This is a genomic window from Catenibacterium sp. CAG:290 (assembly GCF_000437715.1).
GTDB classification, from domain to species: domain Bacteria; phylum Bacillota_I; class Bacilli_A; order Erysipelotrichales; family Coprobacillaceae; genus Catenibacterium; species Catenibacterium mitsuoka_A.
The window spans coordinates 25,146-46,867 of the sequence record NZ_FR898814.1; the positions used below are offsets into that span (position 1 = coordinate 25,146).

22 protein-coding genes and 1 pseudogene are annotated in these 21,722 nt (G+C 31.8%); 2 read left to right on the plus strand and 21 right to left on the minus strand.

The annotated features are described in order from the left end of the window. Positions 1-136: 136 nt before the first annotated feature. The 13 genes from QVO42_RS05565 to QVO42_RS05625 all read right to left on the minus strand — a co-directional run bounded on the left by QVO42_RS05565 (position 137) and on the right by QVO42_RS05625 (position 13,491). The gene (locus QVO42_RS05565) at positions 137-403 is read right to left on the minus strand and encodes a phosphocarrier protein HPr (RefSeq protein ID WP_022425165.1); all 267 of its coding nucleotides are present in this window, start codon (positions 401-403) and stop codon (positions 137-139) included. A gap of 131 nt (positions 404-534) precedes the next feature. Beyond that, positions 535-990 carry a hypothetical protein gene (locus tag QVO42_RS05570; RefSeq protein WP_022425166.1) on the minus strand — a complete coding sequence of 152 codons (456 nt, stop codon included), beginning with the start codon at positions 988-990 and terminating at the stop codon, positions 535-537. Further along, positions 980-2,155, minus strand: coding sequence for an AI-2E family transporter (locus QVO42_RS05575; protein ID WP_022425167.1), 1,176 nt, complete (start codon positions 2,153-2,155; stop codon positions 980-982). The genes QVO42_RS05570 and QVO42_RS05575 overlap by 11 nt, the downstream gene beginning before the upstream one ends. Positions 2,156-2,164: 9 nt before the next feature. After that, positions 2,165-3,697 carry a cardiolipin synthase gene (gene cls, locus QVO42_RS05580; protein WP_022425168.1) on the minus strand — a complete coding sequence of 511 codons (1,533 nt, stop codon included), beginning with the start codon at positions 3,695-3,697 and terminating at the stop codon, positions 2,165-2,167. Between the two features lie 43 nt (positions 3,698-3,740). Beyond that, positions 3,741-4,796 carry a class I SAM-dependent methyltransferase gene (locus tag QVO42_RS05585; protein ID WP_022425169.1) on the minus strand — a complete coding sequence of 352 codons (1,056 nt, stop codon included), beginning with the start codon at positions 4,794-4,796 and terminating at the stop codon, positions 3,741-3,743. Between the two features lie 11 nt (positions 4,797-4,807). Then, positions 4,808-7,828: an Ig-like domain-containing protein gene (locus QVO42_RS05590; RefSeq protein ID WP_022425170.1), complete on the minus strand. Its 3,021-nt coding sequence runs from the start codon at positions 7,826-7,828 to the stop codon at positions 4,808-4,810. A gap of 75 nt (positions 7,829-7,903) precedes the next feature. Then, positions 7,904-8,149 carry a hypothetical protein gene (locus QVO42_RS05595; protein ID WP_022425171.1) on the minus strand — a complete coding sequence of 82 codons (246 nt, stop codon included), beginning with the start codon at positions 8,147-8,149 and terminating at the stop codon, positions 7,904-7,906. A 73-nt stretch (positions 8,150-8,222) separates the two neighbouring features. Next, on the minus strand, positions 8,223-8,441 hold the full coding sequence (locus QVO42_RS05600; protein ID WP_022425172.1) for a DUF6465 family protein: 219 nt from the start codon (positions 8,439-8,441) through the stop codon (positions 8,223-8,225). Positions 8,442-8,528: 87 nt separating this feature from the next. After that, positions 8,529-9,416 (minus strand): FUSC family protein, encoded by an 888-nt coding sequence (locus QVO42_RS05605; protein ID WP_022425173.1) that lies wholly within the window; start codon positions 9,414-9,416, stop codon positions 8,529-8,531. Between the two features lie 46 nt (positions 9,417-9,462). Then, entirely contained in the window at positions 9,463-11,289 is a 1,827-nt protein-coding gene (gene typA, locus QVO42_RS05610; RefSeq protein ID WP_022425174.1) for a translational GTPase TypA, read from the minus strand. A gap of 126 nt (positions 11,290-11,415) precedes the next feature. Further along, on the minus strand, positions 11,416-12,159 hold the full coding sequence (locus QVO42_RS05615; protein WP_022425175.1) for an alpha/beta hydrolase: 744 nt from the start codon (positions 12,157-12,159) through the stop codon (positions 11,416-11,418). Positions 12,160-12,161: 2 nt separating this feature from the next. Next, a complete protein-coding gene (locus QVO42_RS05620; protein ID WP_022425176.1) occupies positions 12,162-12,896 on the minus strand; it encodes a copper homeostasis protein CutC in 735 nt (244 codons plus the stop codon). Then, positions 12,889-13,491, minus strand: coding sequence for a DUF4230 domain-containing protein (locus QVO42_RS05625; RefSeq protein ID WP_022425177.1), 603 nt, complete (start codon positions 13,489-13,491; stop codon positions 12,889-12,891). Before QVO42_RS05625 ends, QVO42_RS05620 begins: the two co-directional genes overlap by 8 nt. Positions 13,492-13,605: 114 nt before the next feature. Between QVO42_RS05625 and QVO42_RS05630 the strand changes: the two genes are divergently transcribed. After that, on the plus strand, positions 13,606-14,085 hold the full coding sequence (locus QVO42_RS05630) for a DUF1836 domain-containing protein (protein WP_022425178.1): 480 nt from the start codon (positions 13,606-13,608) through the stop codon (positions 14,083-14,085). Between the two features lie 175 nt (positions 14,086-14,260). After that, positions 14,261-14,782: a hypothetical protein gene (locus tag QVO42_RS05635; protein WP_022425179.1), complete on the plus strand. Its 522-nt coding sequence runs from the start codon at positions 14,261-14,263 to the stop codon at positions 14,780-14,782. 377 nt (positions 14,783-15,159) lie between these two features. Here QVO42_RS05635 and QVO42_RS05640 read toward each other — a convergent pair whose 3' ends face one another. The 8 genes and pseudogenes from QVO42_RS05640 to QVO42_RS05675 form a co-directional block, all read right to left on the minus strand. Beyond that, a complete protein-coding gene (locus tag QVO42_RS05640) occupies positions 15,160-15,717 on the minus strand; it encodes an IS66 family transposase (RefSeq protein WP_502685361.1) in 558 nt (185 codons plus the stop codon). Continuing rightward, positions 15,718-15,981 (minus strand): annotated as a pseudogene (gene tnpB, locus QVO42_RS05645) (IS66 family insertion sequence element accessory protein TnpB); the annotation flags it as partial. It abuts the gene before it with no gap. After that, positions 15,975-16,220, minus strand: coding sequence for a hypothetical protein (locus tag QVO42_RS05650; protein WP_022425181.1), 246 nt, complete (start codon positions 16,218-16,220; stop codon positions 15,975-15,977). The gene QVO42_RS05650 and the pseudogene tnpB, both read right to left, overlap by 7 nt. Positions 16,221-16,557: 337 nt before the next feature. Further along, positions 16,558-17,046, minus strand: coding sequence for a hypothetical protein (locus tag QVO42_RS05655; RefSeq protein WP_022425182.1), 489 nt, complete (start codon positions 17,044-17,046; stop codon positions 16,558-16,560). Between the two features lie 189 nt (positions 17,047-17,235). Next, complete coding sequence (locus QVO42_RS05660) at positions 17,236-19,554, minus strand: glycoside hydrolase domain-containing protein (protein ID WP_022425183.1); 2,319 nt, start codon at positions 19,552-19,554, stop codon at positions 17,236-17,238. Positions 19,555-19,665: 111 nt separating this feature from the next. Further along, complete coding sequence (locus QVO42_RS05665) at positions 19,666-20,508, minus strand: GH25 family lysozyme (RefSeq protein ID WP_022425184.1); 843 nt, start codon at positions 20,506-20,508, stop codon at positions 19,666-19,668. Then, positions 20,501-20,953: a phage holin family protein gene (locus QVO42_RS05670; protein ID WP_022425185.1), complete on the minus strand. Its 453-nt coding sequence runs from the start codon at positions 20,951-20,953 to the stop codon at positions 20,501-20,503. Before QVO42_RS05670 ends, QVO42_RS05665 begins: the two co-directional genes overlap by 8 nt. Then, positions 20,937-21,275 carry a hypothetical protein gene (locus QVO42_RS05675; RefSeq protein ID WP_022425186.1) on the minus strand — a complete coding sequence of 113 codons (339 nt, stop codon included), beginning with the start codon at positions 21,273-21,275 and terminating at the stop codon, positions 20,937-20,939. Before QVO42_RS05675 ends, QVO42_RS05670 begins: the two co-directional genes overlap by 17 nt. Positions 21,276-21,722: the final 447 nt, after the last annotated feature.

Consider the following 21,722-nt stretch of genomic DNA (forward strand, 5'->3'; position numbering starts at 1 on the left):
TCTTTCCCTTTAGACATAATAACGCCTCCTTATAAATATAATAAGAAATAATATTTGCGTTATTATGGAGTAAATATGGGAAAAATTGTGTAAGAAAAAACAGTGGATTAAATCCACTGTCAAAAACAAAAGTATATTATTCAGCAACTTTCTGTTCTTTGATAACCTTAGCGATAGATTCGATTACGTCCTTTTCGTCTTCACCTTCAGCTTCGATTTCTACAGTAGCCTTAGTTGGAACACCTAAAGACATAACACCCATGATTGATTTAAGGTTAACGCTCTTACCGTTATAGATTAAGTTAATATTGCTAGAGAATTTGCTAGCCTGGTTTACTAAGATTGTAGCAGGTCTTGCATGTAAACCTACTGGGTCAGATACTACGAATGATAATTTTTCCATTTAAAAAATTCCTCCTTATGAATATGGTCTTATTATATCACAAATCCTAATTTTTTCTATACCTTTATGTTATTTTTTACTAACGCTTACAAAAGTATTGATATATACGCTATTTTTTTGATAATAATTTTTTATAATTGTATAAATCCGACACCTAAAACAGAACCACAATTCCATTCTTTTGTATGTCCTGGGTGTTTAAAAGCTAATGCAAGATTACCCATTTCATAGACCATTACGCCACCTTCTGGGATATCTACAACTTCTACATGATCTAATATTTCAGGTCCAAACACCTTTTCATCACTATATACTGCCGCCTGCATATTTGTGATTGTCAGAAGTTTGCCTTTCACCATAAAAGAAAATTTATAAACATTCTGAGAACCTTCTAAAGGAATCTTTTCGACAAGAATCTTATCAGGATCAACGCCTAATGTTTCAAAGATACGAGACTGCTGGAAAGACATAGCTTTCTTTAGTTCTTCGTTTAATTGTTTCTCTTTAGAATAATCATTTTTACTATAGTCATGCTGTGTTGCATTGACATCTACATCTAACATCCATGGATTAAATCTAAATTCCATTTTCTTTCTCCTCTACTAATTCATTTTTTGTTTCTGTACGATATTCTACTAATCTTTCAAACCAGATCTTACATAATGCACCTACTGGTACAGAAACGAGCATTCCTAAGAATCCACCAATCATACTACCAAAAATAAGTGATACGATAACAAGTACAGGATGAATATCAATACTTGCACTAAGTAATCTTGGGTTAATAATATTACCGTCTACACCCTGAATAATAAGTAACGCAATCAAAGCTCTTAAGGCCATATGTAAATCAGCTGTCACAAGACCAATAATTGCGATAGAAGCATATCCAAGGAATGGGCCTACATAAGGTATTAGATTACCTATACCAACTAATAATGCAATCACAATCCAGAATTTAACATGTAAGAAGCCAAATGCTACACTTACCATGACAAACATAAGAAAAGCATCAATCACCTGACCACGTACATAACCAGAGAATACACCTTCAATATCAATCAATAATTGATGAATAACAGTGTCTACTTTCCTACTGGTGAAAGCTTTAATACTCTTACTCCAATAATTCCATAGTTTTTCTCCATCAAGCATGAAATAAATCGCAAAGATAATAGAAAATAGTAAATTAGTGAAGAAGTCTGGGACTTTAGTAATACCTCCTAAAATATTACTTGTAAGACCATCAACTGCTGTCTTTAAGAACTGCTGTACTTGTACTGTAGAAATACTCATAGATTTAAGTTGTACGATGATTGCCTCATAGAATGCATTTACATTCTTTGCAACAATACGTAAGAAATCACTCATATCCTTAAACTGTGTGACTGCAAGTTCTTTACCAATACTTTTAATCACAAAAGTAGATAATAACGCAAAAACAAATAATACAATCAAAGAAGTAATCGCAACAGATAACTGATGAGTTAACTTCTTCTTTTCTTTAAAATAAGAAACATTTCTAAGAGATGATTCTACCTTTTCTACTACTGGCTTTAATAAATAGGCAATCACAAAACCAATGAGTAATGGTGTAAATACCTGGCTTAAAAATCCCAATCCCTTCTTAAGAAACGAAAGAATGTCTGATATGTTACTTCCTGCTGCAATCACAAGATAGATTGCAATGACAGTAAGTACTACATAAATAGATATCTGTGTATATTTTCTATTAGGTTTAAAACGAAACATAGTACCTCCTTACATAAGAGGGCTAAAGAAACGTAAAATACATCTCCATCCTCTTAATACAACACTTGTATTTATATACTTTTCTGATACATCCTGACTTATTTCAAATAGTTCATCAAAATCTTCTCTTAATTCTTTGACTGCATGATTATGTGTAAACCAGCATCCATTTTCAAAGTGTAGATAAAGACTTCTAAAGTCAAAATTAATTGTACCAACAGCACCGACCTGATCATCAACCAAACATTGTTTTGAATGAATGAATCCAGGAGTATATTCATAAATATGAATATCTGCCTGCACAAGATGTGAATAATAGCTTCTAGTCACTGCAAAGACAACTGCTTTATCAGAAATACCTGGTGTAATAATTCTTACATCAACACCTCTTTTTGAAGCAAGAATAAGTTCTCTTTGCATTTCGTCACTTAATATCAGATATGGTGTAGTGATATAGATATGATCAACTGCATGTTTAATCATATTTAAATAGACATTCTCACCTGTTTCTTCATCGTCTAAAGGAGTATCTGAGTAAGGGATGATATATCCTTCTCCTGATACTTTATGACCTTTTAAATAAAGTGTGAGGTCTTCATTATCTTCTTTACTTGATGTCTGCCACATCTCAAAGAATATCTTTGTGAGAGAGTCTACTGCATCACCCTCTAATCTTACTCCAGAGTCCTTCCATAGTCCATAAGGATGTGTGTAATTGAAGTATTCATCGGCAAGATTATAACCACCAGTATAACCTATTAGACCATCTATGACAGTAATCTTACGATGATCACGATTGTTCATAAAGGGATTTAAAACAGGAAAGATAGGGTTAAATACACGACACTGTATACCTTCTTCATGAAGACGTGCTCTAAACTTATTATTAATAAATCCTACACTTCCCATATCATCATAAAAAACTCTGACATCTACACCCTGCTTTACTTTCTCTACAAGGATATCTTCTATCTGTCTCCATGCTTTTGAATCTTCTATCGCATGATATTCCATGAATATGAATTCTTTAGCATTATTTAAATCATGTAGTTGTGCTTCCAATGCATCATTTGTAGAACTATAGAATTTTATCTTTGTATGATTAAAAGTAGGAAAACCTAAAGATTGTAGATAATAAGCTTCTGTGGCATGAAGAGGATCATTCTGTTGAAGTTCTTCATAACCTTGTGTTTCAATCTTATAACTGTTGAGATCATCATTTACTTTATTGAACTTCTTCCGTACTGTCTTCAACAATGAAGGTCTACCAAACAAGATATATATAGCTAAACCAAAGACAGGAAAGATGAGAATCAAAACAATCCAAGATAGCTTAAAAGCACTATTATCCGGTCTTCCATAAATATGTAGTACACATATAAACGCAATTATACTCATGATTGTATCAAAAGCCGCATAGTATTCAGAAAGATGTATCGCAAGATTCACAATCATAAATACCTGAATAATAATCAGAAATGCAGCAATTATTACTCTTACAACACTATTTTTTACATCATTTTTATGCTCATATGTATTCATAAAAACCCCCTATTTAAAAAAGGCTTTCAATTAAGAAAGCCTATTAGAAATTCTTCTTTGCGACAACTAAGAAACGATATGTTGTCAACTGGAAATATGTATTCTGTTTAATCTGATCTAATGCATTCATATAGAAGCTCTTATATTGTGCGACATTTTCAGCCACTTCTGGAGCCACCTTACGGAAGTAAGTCTGTATTTGGCGAAGATTATGGAAACGAATATAACCTTTATCTTCTTTAGTTTCTACAACTTCAAATCCTGCCTCAGCAAGAGTCATTGCACAGCTGTTCATATCCCATACACCTCTCATCTTAAAAGGCATATACATAGATAAGAATTCATGAAGGTTTTCACTACCATTCTGATTCACAATGAAAGTACCATTTGGTTTAAGTACACGTAATACTTCATTCTTATCATAGTTAGAGAATTGATCCATTAATACATCGATACGTTCATCCTTAAATGGAAGCAGGTTAGATTCTGTCAATTTAGTTGCCTTAACAGGTAATCCTTCTAGAGTTGCTTCTACTTCACTTGTTTCAGTATAAGGTTCAATATCAAATGTTGCTGCAGGATAATCTTTATAATCCTTTACAAACTGCCCTTTATCCACCGTCATAAAGGCTAAATGATCTTCTGGATGAACATAGCTCTTAGTAATAGCGACTTCATCATAAAGTGGTGCAGAGACTTCATAACCATAGTCTTCTTCATCTCCACGTTTTAATTTTTCAATTTCTTTCATTAGATGTGTAGCTGATTGAATCTGCTGACGACATCTGAACTTACCATACTTAATGATAATAAATTGTACGATTGCATCCGCAATCACACCACATGCCACAAAGATAATGAGTTCTAAGAACCACTGTGCTGACATGAATGGTGCATCTGTACCACCAATCATATAACAGATAATACATAATACAACCATGCTTGCTGTTCCTGTATAGTTGAAAGGACGATTGAATTGTTCAAACCACACTAAGTTATTCACTCTTAATGCACGTTTACGGCTGATTTCAAAGTAAATCAGCTGGAATATTAACATCAATCCAACAAACGTTAATAAAGTTGCGAGTAAAATTGCCATAGAATTCCCCCTTATTTGATCTTCTGACCTGTAAGAGTATAGTATTGATCTCCAATTGTGAAATAGCCTTCATCATGAAGAACGATTTCTTTTTCAATAGAGTAAATTTCCTTCATATCATTATCTACATCATAGATATAAGAACGTCCATTCTTTTCTAATGCGAGATATGGATGTCCATCAAAGACAATTGCTGCCTTTTCAGGAATCTTTGTATAAACATCTGAAAGTGCTTCTTTTCCATTACAGTCATAGACCTTAAATTGGCCATTTTTATTATATGCTGCATAATATGAATTGCCGATGAATTCTAAACGTGGATATGATGATTTTAATACATTTTCACCTTCCGCATTAATTAATTCATACTTACCATCTTTAAGCTGTACAATAGCACACTTGTTTTCATCATACTGATTGGCTTCTTGGTAATAAGGACTGACCTTCTTACCATTGAAGTCATAATAAGCATAGCCTTTACCCTTTACAAAACCTGGATAACGAGACACCGTTAATTCATGTGCATATGGATAAACCTGTACATTCTTTAATTCACTTGTCTTCTTACCGTTATAAACTGTATGAGGTCCATAGGCAATCTTCTTATTTCTAGAAATGAAATGTGTATTGTCTTTAAAGTTAGAGTTTGTAGGAACAATCTCTCCATTTCTATAAAGACTGACAGTATCATCTGCAGTTAATACGATATTGTTTTTGTTTGTGATCTCTGCACCTGTTAATGCATAATCATTTGAATAAATCTTAGTACCAATTACAGCTAATGTATTCTGGTTATCTGCATCATATAAAATAGCCTGATTCTTACGTGATGCAAGAATAGAATAATTACCTACTTCCTTAATAGAAGACTTCTTACCATTCTTGAAATAAACATTAATAGAATCTTCAAAACCTACAATAGATACATCATCAATGCTAGAAGCATAATAAACCTTCTTCTTACCAGCATATAGAGTCTTACCATTATTTACAACCTTATAAGTCTTACCCTTTACGATAACAGGTAGATCAGTCTTTAATAAACCACTCTTAGTAGATGATTTATAAAGAACCTTACCCTTTGTATTAAGTACTTCAATACCACCTAAAGAAATATCTGCTGCTCTTGTTTTAGTTTCTGTTTCTGGATTTCTTATAACAGTTACTTCACTTGTATGCTTCTTCTTACCTACAGTTGCAGTAATAGTCACTTTACCTGTTCTTATACCATATACAGTACCATTTTCTACAGTCGCAATATTCAAATCACTTGAATCCCATTTAACCTCTTCAGGATTTACATTAGTCACAGAAAGCTGACCCTGTCCACCTTTAATAACAGTCATTTCCTTCTGATCAATCACTTTAATAAGCTTATGAACTGTAACATCACATGTATAGTCCTTCTTATCAATCGTTGCAGTAATAGTCACTTTTCCTGCTTTATTCGCATGAATTGTACCATTATCTACAGTCGCAATTGTCTTATCAGAAGTTGTCCATTTAACCTTCTGATTTTCATAGTTATTAATAGAAAGACCATAATCAGATTCTTCATCCATTTCAATCTTAGTTTCACTTAAAGAAAGAGGTTTAGCCTTAACAGTAATTTTAGCCTTAGCCTTTTGATTACCAGCCTGAACAGTAATAGTCGCCTTACCAGGTTTTACACCTGCAATTTCTCCAGTATCCGGTGCTACAATCACAACCTGATCATTACTTGTAGTCCATACTGCCTGATCTTCATCCTTCTTATTTAATACTTGTAAGAAGATATGCTGATCCTTTTCAATAGTAGTCTTAGAAGGATTAATCTTAATCTGTCTCTTCTTTACTGTAATAGCAGCCTTATATTTCTTCTTGCCTACCTTTGCAGTAATAACAGCTTTACCCTTCTTTAAACCTGTTACTTCACCAAATTCATTGACTGAAGCAATCTTTTTCTTATTAGAACTCCATTGTACAACTTCTTCTGGATTCTTCTTATCTAATACATTTAATACAACCTTCTGTTCAGTTAAAAGAGTCACCTTAGTCTGATCAAGTCTTTGTGTTCGCTTCTTTACAGTCACCTTAGATTTAACTGTCTGACCATTACTTGTTGCCTTGATAGTCGCTTTACCTGGATTAATAGCCCAGATATGTCCATCAGCAACAGTCACTACATTCGCATTACTTGTTTCCCACTTAATATCAGGATATGCATTTTCAATGCCATACTGACCTTCTTCACCTGTATAAAGTGTTGCTTCATTTTGAGAAATCTTTAAAGTCTTACGTTTTACTTTAATCTTACACTTTAAAGTATCATCCCCTACTTTTGCGATTATTGTAGTCTTACCAGGCTTTAATCCCTGAATGACACCATTTTCTACTGTCGCAATCTTAGGATCCTTAGACTTCCATTCAATTGTACGTGCACCAAAATCATTCACTGTAAGTGTAGCAGGTTCTGATGTATATACATCTAAAGATTCCTGAGAAAGATATGGATGTAATGCTTCTACCTTAATCACACAAGTCACTGATGCATTATCTTTAGTTGCAGTAAGTGTTGCAGTACCTGCATGTTTTGCATAAACATAGCCTTCCTGATTAATATCAATGACATCATTATCATTTGTAGACCATACAACAGCATCATTCGCAAATACCTGTGTTAAAGTGTTTTCTGTCATATTAAGAGAAGATGCACTTAAATAAAGTCCAGTCTGTGGCTGAGATTCACCTACAAGCATATTACCCTGTGTTTTTAAGCTTGTATAACGTCCTGGTTTAATAATTGTTTTACCTGTATTAGAAATATAACCAGTCTGATCACTCTCATTAGTCACTAAATATCCACCTTCAAAAGGTGTATATGTCTTATACATATCTTTGGTATAACGCTGCCCCTTAGTATTATAAAGAGCATATAAACTATTCTTTCCTTCTTTCATGAAAGAAGTCTTCTTAATCTCATGATTATCAGATGATGATCCACAGCCACTTAATATTAATGCAGCAGCCAGGATTCCTATTACCTTCTTCATAGTCTGCCTCCTTGTTTTTTTTCTACAACATCATTATAACATAATTCTTTACGTAAAAAAATGAGAGATAATCTCTCATTTTAGAATCTTTCTGAAGCGGTAATTTACATTCCATAGGAACATAAGAAATACAACGACTAACATACCAAAAGAGACTAGTGTTTTATATTTTACACCACAATAGAAAAACAAGATACAAAGTACAGTAATCAAGAAACTCATAAGTAACATCATGAGACTTTTTGATTGTCTTCTTAATTCAAAGAAAATAAGAAGCTGTAACGCAATGGAAATTATGAAATATAAGTCATTATAATTCATAAGCGTATCTCCTCTCTTTTTTCTTATTATATACCAAGCAACAAAAAAAGGCCTTATAAAGGCCTCTTTTACATTAAATATGTAATGGATCGTTGTTTACACCATAAACCTTCTTATCTTTTGTAGTTGCTACATAATATACTGCGCTATCTTCAGGTTTATAGTAAACTTCTAAAGTTTCAAGAGTGTTAAGCTTGATTCCGTTAGCTTTGATATCTTCTTTAACTAATTTTTCGATATCAGACACATTAACATCTTTATTCATGAACTGTACTTCAATTTTTGTTTTCATGTTTATATCCTCCATTTCCTAGTATGAAAAAAACCACCTTTAATATAACACTTTTCCTTTTACAATCAACCATTTTTCTTGAAAATATCAACTATTTTCACCATTTATACATTTATATGTAAAATAGTAACTGTTTTTACGCTTGTCATATATAAACAAAATAATCAAAGTAATGATCATCAAAATAAGACCATAGAGTAAATAAACAAGAAGTAATCCCATCAGATTTGAATCAAACATCATCCCTGGTACAACAACTAATGCCTGAATAAATGAAACACTTGATGTACCAATACGTTTAAAGGCTGCCTGAACAGAGAATGCACATGAAGCATATTGTGCAAAGAATAATACAAGAATATCTATTAAAGGAATAATAATCTTTGCCTTTTGATCAATATAGTGTCCTAGCTTCTTATATCCAATAAAGCTAAGCAATGATAATAGTATGGCATCTAGACAGATGATATAACCAAGGTTATAACCAAAAGCCCATATAATACCTCCAATGACTGCACCAATAAAAGCACCAAGCATTCCAAGTGGTGAAGCAGTGTGTTTGGTAATACGTTCATGTTTTTTAAAGCAGTCAGAACATAATATATCTATTTCATCATCTAATAAATAGGCATTTAATGGTTTGCTTTGATGACAGTGATGACATTGTGGTGACTGATTAATTTCTTTCTTGAGTGTTAAGATAATATTCTCTAACTCTTCTTTTTTAACGCGCTTAGATAAAACAAGTCCTGCACCTTTCTCATTAGAATATATACGTTCTACATCATCTCTTTTAATAAAGAGTTGTTCTAGTATATCTCTTTGATGCTTACTATCTTCTGTAGTCAATAATAAAGCTATTTTATGATGAGGTAATACCTGTAATAAAAGATAGAAATGATCTTGAATATAGTAATAATAATCTTTCTTAGGGGTTGGTTTAAAGCCAATAGTTGTGAGTTCGTTTATCTTCATAACATGCTCCTTTAAAAAAAAGAGAGAGTAATTCTCATTACTCCCCTTATTCTGATGCTGAATTTTTAGATCTATAAGCTCTCTTACGATCAAGTTCAGAAAGATATTTCTTTCTTAAACGGATGTTGTTTGGAGTGACTTCTACTAATTCATCTTCATTAATATAGTCAAGACAAGCTTCTAGGTTGAAGTGTCTAGGTCTCTTTAATACTACTGTAGTATCTTTTGTAGATGAACGTGTATTTGTCTGCTGTTTACCCTTAGTAACGTTTACTACTAAGTCATTGTCCTTTGCATGTTCCCCAACAATCATACCTTCGTATACTTCTACACCAGGACCAACAAACATTACACCACGGCTTTCTACACCACCAAGTGCATAAGCAGTAGTCTGTCCTGTTTCAATAGAAATAAGAACACCTAACTGTCTTTCACCTACTGCTTCACCTTCTAATGGGCGATATTCTAAGAATGAGTGGTTAATAATACCATAACCCTTAGTCATTGTTAAGAAGTTAGTCATGAAACCAATTAAACCTCTAGAAGGTACAATGTAATGAACCTTAGTCATTCCATCCATAGAATCCATGTTTTCCATGATACCTCTTCTTAAACCTAATGATTCAATAACTGAACCAATACAATCATCTGGTGCTTCGATTTCTACATCTTCATATGGTTCACATGTTACACCATCGATTTCCTTTAAGATAACATGAGGTCTAGATACCTGTAATTCATATCCTTCTCTTCTCATTGTTTCAATTAAGATAGATAAGTGTAATTCACCACGACCACTTACCATCCATTCTTCTTTATTCTGAATACGTTCTACTTTTAAAGATACATCCTTGTTTGTTTCTTTGAATAAACGTTCTTCAATCTTAGATGCAGTCACAAACTTACCATCCTGACCAGCAAATGGTGAAGTGTTTGTACCAAAGATCATCTGGATTGTTGGTTCATCTACATGAAGTAATGGTAATGCTTCTTCACAGCTTGGTTCACAGATTGTTTCACCAACACCAATGTCAGCTAAACCTGCAACGGCTACGATATCACCAGCACTTGCTTCTTCTACTTCAAATCTATGCATACCTAAATAACTAAATAGTTTCTGAACACGGAACTGTGTCTTAGAGCCATCTGCTCTTAAACATACAACATTTTCATTTACTTTAATAGAACCTCTCTGGATTCTACCAATACCAATTCTTCCTACATAATCATTGTAGTCTAATAAAGCTGGCTGTAACTGTAAACCACCTTCAACATCTACTGCTGGTGCAGGAATTTCATTGATAATCATATCAAATAAACAGTCCATATTAGGAACCTGAGTACTAATATCAGGGTCTAATGAACTTGTACCATTTAATGCTGAAACGAAAACAGTTGGGAAATCAAGCTGATTATCATCAGCACCTAATTCCATAAATAATTCAAGAACTTCATCCATAACTTCCTGAATTCTTACAACTGGACGGTCAACCTTGTTGATAACAACGATAGGTTTAACATGAGCAGCTAATGCCTTCTTTAATACGAAACGAGTCTGAGGCATTGTACCTTCATAAGCATCAACTACAAGTAAAACACCATCCACCATGTGCATGATACGTTCTACTTCCCCACCAAAGTCAGCATGGCCTGGTGTATCCATGATGTTGATCTTATAGTCTTTATAATGAATAGCTGTATTCTTTGCTAAAATAGTAATACCACGTTCTCTTTCTAAAGCATTACTATCCATAGCACGTTCAGCTAGTTCTTCGTGTGCTTCAAGTGTTCCAGATTTCTTAATAAGCTGGTCAACCAATGTTGTTTTACCATGGTCAACGTGAGCAATAATTGCTATATTTCTAATATTCATAATCGCACCTCTTTCAATTTTTAGATTATATCATAGTTCGTCTTCATTTCAATAAAGAATAGTTTTCAAGATGAGAAAATTTATTAAATATTGAATAACTCAACTCTTTTTAAAAAAAGAACAGGCTTACATCACCTGTTCTGTTAAGAATTTATAAGTTGTAGAAAGAACTTCATGAATATGATCCGCATTATCATAATTGTGAGATGCACCAACAACTGGATGGAAGATCATCTGCTTACCAAATAGTTTTGTATATCTTTCACTGATTGCATAAGGTATTGTTTTATCTTCTGTTCCATGAATGACTAATAAATCATTCTTATATGTATCTAAGTTCTTATAGAAATCTCTTTGAAGCATATCCTTTACAAAAGCATCACTGATTTCAAATCCACTATGATCATAGACAGGTGCTTCTTTTACTGTTCCTGTAAGATAATCTAAAGCATCTGGCAAACAGAAAGCAGGAGCCCATAATACAAGTTTTTTAATATCTTCAGGATAAATCTTAGCAAGTTCACTCGCAATTGCACCACCCATAGAATGTCCTAAAACATATATATCTGTTACTTGAGGCATCTTCTTTAATTCTTCTAATAGAATACGTGCACATGATAATTCATCATCAAATGTCATTTCTTTAAAGGTAAGATCTGATTCACCGCTACCTAGAAAATCCATTCTTAAAGTACCAACACCCTGTGCTTCTAATAAACGTGATAAAGAAACATAGGAAAACTTAGTTCCTGTGCATTGTCCTGTAAAACCATGGAATATTAATAATACAGGGAATTCTTTTCTATGAGGCACATGAAAGAATCCTCTCATAACACCCTTAGGTGTCGCAATTTCACAATACTGCTGCATAATTAAGCCTCCTCTACAAGTGAAACCATTCTCTTCACTTTCTCTTTATCTACATAATCATAGTTAATACCATTATAGCTAAATGATACATAATCATTGGCTGTAGTAGGATCTGCTCTCCAATTCTTACATGAAGAATGAACCTGATGAATACCTGTATAGTGAATAATATCTACAACATTTGTTTCATTAATTCCAGAACCTGCCAATATTTCTATTTGATTGCCATATTTCTCCTGCATCTCCTTAATAAGCTGAACTCCTTCACTCACAGTAGACTTCATGCCACTTGTCAGTACTCTATCCACACCTAATTCAATTAATCTATGAATTGTTGCATCCGGATTATCACATACATCAAAGGCTCTATGAAATACTGCAGTCTTACCATAACTATGAATAATAGAGACCATTTCACTTGTGCGTGCACTATTGATTTTACCATCAGGATCTAAGAACCCAAACGCAATACCATCAGCCCCATGTTCTAATAGTTCTTCTGCTTCGATAATCATCTGTTCAGATTGTAATTCATTATATACAAATCCTGCACCTCTGGGTCTTACCATACAAACAACTTCTAGATCTGTATTATTCTTAATAAGTTCCAATGATGCAATAGTAGGTGTTAATCCACCTAACGCTAACGCACTATTTAATTCAATTCTTTTCGCACCACCATGATATGCATTCATTGCATCCTCATAGCTGCCACAACATACTTCTAACTTATTCACTCACTTCTACCTCTACTTCATACTGTTCTTGATCTACAGTCATATAAATAAGATCTTTAATGGCTTTCTTCACTTTAGTTTCAGTCTTTTCTAAGAACTGATTCTTAATCGCTTCTTTTTCTACTTTCTTCTTCTGTTCTTTTGCGAAAGTCTTATAGTCTGTAATAGAAATCTGATTAAAGATGTTCTTTGTTTCATCATAAACCTTAATAGAATTCTCATCGATTTCATTAGACAAGATCTTTACTGCAGATGTTTTCACGATAATCTTATTATCTGTTTTTTCTATCTGTACATCAGAGAGATCCACACCTGCTTTCATCTTACCTTCATAAGTGATTAAGAAAGACTTCTGTGTTAAAGGAACAGTCCAGCCATTAAACTTTAATGAATTAGAAAACTTCCCTACTTTTGTATAATCATATTCAGATACAGCTAATTCATTAATATCTCTTATTTTCTGTGTTAGAGCTGTTGAAGTGATTTCTTCTTTAGCTGGTGTACTACGTCCTCCAAAGTACATACCACCCATAAACACAACTATAACTAACACAATAATGACTATAATTGATCTTAAACTAAATTTGTTTTTCATTTTCATCACCCACCAAATTATAACAGATAAGAAAAAATATATACAGTTTGTTTTATAGTCTAGATGATTTGACAACGAATACAATAAATGATAGTTTTTAAGTAGGTGATGAAAATGAATTACGATAATGTACATATTTCTAGATGGGAAGAAATACCAGATTTTCCACTCTATATAGATCAGGTTGTATCTATTATAGAAAAGAGTTTGTCTTTCTTAAAAAATGATAATGACGCTATTATCACAAAAACAATGATTAATAACTATGTTAAACATAAGCTTGTGAAAGCACCTATAAAGAAGAAGTATGAAAGAGAACAGATTGTTTATTTCACATTAATCTGTTTATTAAAATCTGTCTTTTCATTAGATGAGATTTCTAAACTTATTCAATTACAGCAGAGTCAGAAAGAATTATCTGAATTCTATAATATGTATTGTGATGTATTTGAGCGTGTTATTAAGACAAATCATTTAGACTCAGAACTACCAGACATATATAATAAATGTATCTTAAGTTCTGTCTATAAGATCAAGGTATCTGATAATCTTCTTGGTGAAGAAACAATGGAAGAAGCACTAAAAAAAGATTGAGTTTATTCTAATGGTATTAAGTTAAGTGACTAAATGCCAAAGAACCTCCTCTATTTAAATCGAGGAGGCTTTTTTTATTTTTTCGTCATACTGTAATATATATCATCAATGTTTGGTGTAATTGAAACTTATCTATGTTAAAATTAATATATTATGAATAGCGAGGTATCTAAAAATGGAAATATTAACCGTTAAAAACAATAAAATGGATTATTCAACTTTCAAAAAAATCATCATTCTATTCTTTCCTACTAAATATAAAATTACATTTATAACCGTATTCAGTCTTGATTTTATAGGTTTATTGTTAGGCCTATTTATAAGAGATTTTTCTTTTTTCATAATAGTTTGCGCTAGTTTATTATTCAAAGTTATAATTCATCTTGCTTCATCAAGAACTGTATTAAAACAATTAATGAATAAGCAAATAGAACGATACAACAAAGATGTAATATATTTTGATTTATACTTTGATGAAGATAAACTTTACGCGAAAGTAGACTCATCACCGAATGAAGATCCTATAAAATACAAAGATTTAAAGAAAATTAACGAAACAAATGATATTGTATTTTTTCTAAGTAATGCAGGCTTTAAAACCTATTTTGAAAAGAAAAATGCCAGCAATAAAGATATTGAGAGATTACATGCATTTTTTGATAAGCAGAACATCCCTTGGAGAAAATCAATTTTATAGATGATAAGAGTAAAGTAATTATAAAAGCCAATATAATAATGAAATAAAAGGGGCATGTGCTCGTATGACTTTACAATTGATGTATAAATATCTTTTATATATTTCAACTTTGTGTTCTTTAGAAAACTTGCTTTTTCTTTCCAAAAGAAAAACCTCCTTAGCAAACCATTGGTATTAAGTTAAGCGACTAAATGCCAAAGAACCTCCTTTATTTGAAATTGAGGAGGCTTTTTTTACCAAACTGTTGACAGGTGATAAAAATTGTGCGGCTAGAAATGAATATTCATTCATTTCTAGCCCTTTTTAGTAGATGTGTCGTAAGCGCCAAATAAAATAGTGTATTTAAAAAAGTCGATTGAACTGATACAATAATCAATTTAGTCGGCTTTTATTTCAAATTCTTCTTTTATTTCTTCACTCCATGGTAAGAACCAGTCCAGTCTTTCTGGATTTTCAACCAAATCTTGCTGTGGTAAATAATCCAGGATAAATTCAATATAGTCATATGGATCAAGCCTGTTGGCTTTAGCTGTTTCAATTAGACTGAATACTGCTGCACTTGCTTCAGCTCCTTTAGTAGAAGTTGAAAACAGCCAATTCTTTCGGCCAACTGTAAATGGTCTGATTGTACGTCCATCTAATGAATTTGTCATAGGTACAAGAACATCTTCTAAAAATGAACGCAATCCAGCCTCGTAATTCAAGGCATATTGTATAGCCTTTCCTGTCTTAGAAGCTGTTAACACCTTGTTTTGATTATCTTTACACCATGAAAAGAAGTCATCAACTAATGGCTTTGATCTTTCTTGGCGTATCTTGACTTTATCTTCAGGTGGGAATGTATCAATTTCCTTTTCTATCGCAAATAGCTTGGCTATTTTCTTAAGACCTGTATAAGACAGTGTATCTGAGGCACCTGAACTGCTGGGTGTTATTTCTCTAGCTTCGGATTCATCTCTAGGCCATTTGAATCTGCTATTTTCCAGTCTCTTGTAAAGGAGCACGAAGCCGTCACCCTCCCAGTACAGTGTCTTCATCACTCTCGCATTTCTTCCACCGAACAGAAATACCGAATTTGAAAAGGGATCAAGTCTGAACTGCGTTGTGACAAGTGCACTAAGACCATCAATCTGTTTCCTCATGTCTGTATAGCCTACAGCTATATAGATATGCTCAGCCTTGGAGATGTCACCTAACATAATAGTGCACCTATGATGTTAGTTACAGTTCCTATATTTGTATCACAAGGAAATTCTATACGAACATCTCCTTTAGTTATAACTATGTTCTGTTTATCAAATGTGCTCTGATCAACAGAGACAAATGATGGAGCCTTTACAGCTCCCTGATTCAATTGCCATCTTTCGCAACTTTTTAAGCCAGCAGTAGTAGGTCTGCTCACATATGTTGTTCTGCCTGCTTCTGACAGGAAGTCCACTTTTCCTGCACTCCTTTATTCTTTCAATCCACTGTCTGGTCTTGATATCGTCAATAATGCTTTGAATATCCATGATTTCACCATCCTCTATATAGTAAATTTAGTGCTAAAATTACTATATAGAGTGAATTCAGTGGCTAAAAACACTATATATAGCAAATTTAGTATCTAAAAACACTTTAATTATCTAATATGATGAGGTTTATTTCTATCCACTATATTATTTGGCGCTTACTTTTAATCTACAACAAATTTACTTTAATTATGTATTTGAAACTTCTGGCACGATTACTTCCATTATTAATAAACCTTCACTAAGCAATGAAACATTATCATTTTATAATTTATAACTGTCAATCCATCTTACAAATAATGCGTTTTCGACTTGATACACATCTACATGGTGACTATCCTCTAACCAAACTACATTTTCAACATATATTTTATCACTTCTAAAATCTATATTTACACTATCAATGTTAAATGATGATTTATTAAAGAAAGAGTAAACAAAAATAACCACAAAAGATAACAGTCCTATTCCAATTCCTGATAAAATAATTTGAAAAAATTTTATAATGGAATTTTTTTGTGCTTTTAATATATCAATTGATATAAAAGTAATAGGTATAAAAAATAAATCTATTAAGAGAACTATATTTATTAATATACTAATGAACGGATGAAAGTAGACAAATTTGTCTAGTCTAGAGTTAATAAGATATTCTATCAAAACAATACTCAATGATACAATATACCACACTAAAGTTCTTTTTTTATTATTCATATGACTAAAATAAGCAATTATTTCTTTAAAAACTTTCATCTAAAATTCCCTCCTAAAATTTGTATCATTAATTTTTTTGTGAATTATTATATCATACTAAATAAAAAAGGCAATATAAATATATATTTTACATTGCCTGTCTAAAGTCCCGTCTTTTGTTTCTTTTTAAAGTGGAATTTAACTTTTCACTTTAGGTTTACATTGCCTGACTTTTTCCTGATTTTTCACTTAATCTAAACATGAATATACGTAATTATTGAACGCTGTATGAGCAGCAGTAAATGCTTCGTCACTTACAGTAGTCTTATTAAGTAATAGTCTAAATGTACTTACTGGCTCAACATTTTGATTTAAATAATCAGATTGATTTTTAAAACTCGAATAATTACCATATACCCTTGTTATCCATAATTGCGTTCTTTCAGATGAATAGGTTCCTCCATATTCTGTATTCATAAAATAATTATAGAATAAATCTGTAATTTTCATAGAACTATTAGATAATAAACTTCTTGCTAAATTGATACCATCAATATCAGCAATATAGTCTTCCATACTAAATGATGTGTCTGGAGCAAATAAATTGTTATTTGCATACTCTTGATACATTATATTTTTATTCTTTTCCACATATGTTTCTATATCCTTTGCAAAAGTTGTAAGATCTCCCATCCAACCACTAAATAAGTCAATAAAAGTATCCAATCCTTCATTTTCGGTATCAATAAAAACATGTATATTTGATTGTAGTGTTGCTGTTAAGTGATTAAAATCATAATAGCATTGTGTTGATGGATCTTTAAATTTAGGAATATCACTTCCCAATGTAGACTCTACTAAATCACAAAAATCATTATCAATTTCTCCTGCCACTAAATTCCATTGAATATTACTTGCTTCTCCAGCAACACTATTACTTGTTCCAAACCAATTTCCTCCATAATTTCCAAGTTTTCTAAAATACTGTAAAACTAAAGAATTACTTTCTGAAATATTATGACAATAATTGTAAGCCAAATCATAAATAGAAGTTAAATAATTATAAAATTTATTAATTCCTGGTAAGACAACTTTACTAATTCCTATATCTTTTCCTGAGACTCCTACTTTATCAATTCTTACAGTTCCATTTCCAGAACCAATAGTAATATCTGTACAAAATTGATCAAAACACCAATCACCTGGAATATTAAATCCTAAATTGCCACTAAATCCATATGAAGCATCTGAAACAAAAAATTTATTAATTTTTAAATCAGAATTATCATGCAATTTATTACATACATTTCTTGTTCCATATACGCCTATTCTATATTTTCTGGCATTTGATGCTAATATTCCTTTAAAATAAGGTATAATATTTGATTGAATAATATCATCAGTAGGATCAAAATCAACTGCAAAATAAATAGTTGACGATGTTGAAAAACCATATTCCCTAGCTGCTACATATGCTTTTTCCCCGTCATTTTTACCTGATGTTCTTGTAAATTTACCTGCAGCATCACCAGATTCTTGGAAAATTGCAAATAACTTTAATCCTGCGTTTAGGATATTATCAATTTCACTTACAGTTAAGCATTTATCCAATGTTCCTCCAGGTGTATTTGTTAAATATCTTCCTACATATTGATAACCAGCATTTTTAATGGTATGTATTTGCGCAGTTGTTAATTTAGTTGCTGTATCGCATCCTAACGCTGATCTATCAGTATCGCCATTACTGCTTAATAAAGACTTAATAACTGTGTAATTAACTCTATTATTAGGTTTTATTAATTTCAAATGATCACAGAATGCTTCAAGAACATAATCTAAAGAAGAATCATATGTTGAAGATAATACATTTATGTAATAACCATTACATACTGTTGCATATCTAATAAGTTTTATAATATTATCTGTATCTCCAATACCAAAGCTTTGTGCTTTACATAATGAAGTTGTTTTAGTCCCCCATGTTCCTGTAGCACTACTTTTAGAAATTCCTAATTCTTTTTGTAAAGCATAAATCAACATTTTATTCATATCACGATTATATAATCCATCACAAGGACAAATTTGATAATAATTATAATAATCATAATTCAATCGCTGTTGAATTGTTCTGATTTCCTCAGTACCTCCTGCCAAGCAGGTGAAGGCGCTCATATCTAATAATGCTTTCATAAAATCTCTTTGCATATTTCCTGAAGCTGATGGAAATCCTGCATCAGTTTTTAATTGTTTGACTGCATTATATGTTCCATTTCCATAATATCCTGTAAATCCTCCTGGATTGTATCCTTTACACCATAAACCGCCTTGCACAATATAAACTAGATTCCCTTCTGACCCTTGAGCAATTGTCGGACACAAAGAATAAGTTGTAGGTCCAAAACTATTACTTGTTTCTTGAATCCCTAATTCAATTTGTAACGCTCGTCTTAATGCATAAATTGTACTCCATCCTGTTTTTCCATCTTCTGTAATTTTGTTATATCTACTATCATTTCCATATGTTTTGTTCAACCATTGTTGAACTTGTAAAACTCTTTCATCTGCCATTATTACTATCCTCCTATGTTGTTACTACTTTCTGTAGAATTTATACCGGTATTCTTTCTACATTTTTATCATACATTCATTCAAAAGCACCATTGTGCCTTTCGCATTTCATTAATATAAACTATTTAATGAAATTGCTCCTGTTACTTTACCGTTTACTCCAATTACTACTCTATCTCCTTTGACTTGAATCACTTCATATTGATTTTTAAATACAAAATTTGCTATTGACTGACCATCATACCACTTTGAACCAGTCTTGACACGCACACTATCTCCAACGTTTAAACTACTAGTTTTGTTTTTTACCTTATAAAAAGTATTAATCACACCATGATCATAACTACAGTCCAAAAACTTTGAATCTATTCCTTTTATATCTTTTAAAGCTCCCTTTTTGGCATTAGAAGTAAACTGATGCAATAATACATTTCCAAAAGGATTGTATTGAATCTTATTGTTCCAATTATTGTACCCATTGTTTAGCCCATAATTAGCAATCCATAATGTCCATGCGGAAAAACCACTATTTGTAAGCTTATTTTTAAACCAATCCTGATTCGCATATATTCCAGCAGAATAACCTGCTCCTTCAATAACATCACAAAATGATTTAGCAATCTTATAATACATTTCATTACTCAAACTGCCCTGATAATCAGAATATTCAATATCATAATAAATAATACATACCTGATAATTCCTGCATGCCTGCAAAGCTAAATATGCTTCTCTTTTAGCTTCATATTCGTTTCTAGCATAACAAAAATGATAAGCAAATAATGGAATGCCTAACTCATTTGCTTGTCTCGCATTATTGTTCCACTGCTTGTCTATATTTCCAGAACTCCATCCATAAGAACATCTAGCTACAACACCAGAAATAGACTCCTTTGCCTTGCTTAAATCTACTTTCCCGTTATGATATGAAATATCTATAATATAATTACTCATTGTTTTCTACTATGCTTTCTATGTTTTGTGAGGCTACTTCCAGGCCTTTAACAAGAATCTGTGGCACATCAAATCCAGCTTCTACAAGATTTTCCAGAATACTACGATACTCATTAATAATTAACGAAATTAAAACATACCAGCCTAAAAACGTTAATATCGCCAAATCAATGTGAATTATCTTTCCTAATTTTTCAAAACATACTGGAATTATAAAAGACAATAAAACTAATATCCATTGAGCTACTTTCTTTGCAATTCCTTTCAATCCTGCCATTGAATTTTCTTTATTATTTATTCTTGATTTTATCCATCCTGTTAGTGTATCAAGAACATTTAATAGTAATAGCACCATAAATAAAATCCAATGTTTATCCATAGCAATTGTAAGAATAGATAATATAATCGAATACACTTTATCTATATTTCTAATAAACTTGTTCATTATTCAGTTTTCTCACTTTGTTAATAATACTATTATATTTTCTTACAATAGAACTATGATTGGCATAACCCACATGAATAGAAATAAGATCAAATGTTTTATTCTCAAAATTACGCAAAGCAATAATTTCAAGTTCATCTGGTAATAATTCTTTTAACCAATAATTAACTTTAGAGACAATATGTGAGTAGAACATATATTCATTCTTTTCGTGATCATTTAATTCTTTAAACTGTAGTGCTTGATTTAAGTTATCTATATGTAATTTAGCAATAGAGTAGAAGTTTAGAGTAAGTTCAATTTCTTCGTTAGAATAAATCATTGCCTACTTACTCCTCTTCTTATAAATTGTAAAACGTTTTACGTATGTATTATATTATATCTAATCGACACAATTGTGCTTTTGTGATTATTGTGATTTATCAAATTAATTATTTCAGTTTATTACAGCTCTAAGTTCATTATATTTAAACATATCATTCTGATAGTTAATCAAAAAAACATTTCACTAGATGAGTCAATTTGATACTTCCGTAAAATATGAGTTCAAGTTGATATACCAATGGAAGTCTTAAATAACTATTCTGAATACAAGCACAGCTAGGATCATGAAATGACCATCCTTAGTCAGAATGAATAATCAATCGAAATAGAAAATCATAATTTGTAATATATATCATCAATATTTGGTGTAGTTGAAACTTATCTATGTTAAAATTAATATATTATGAATAGCGAGGTATCTAAAAATGGAAATATTAACCGTTAA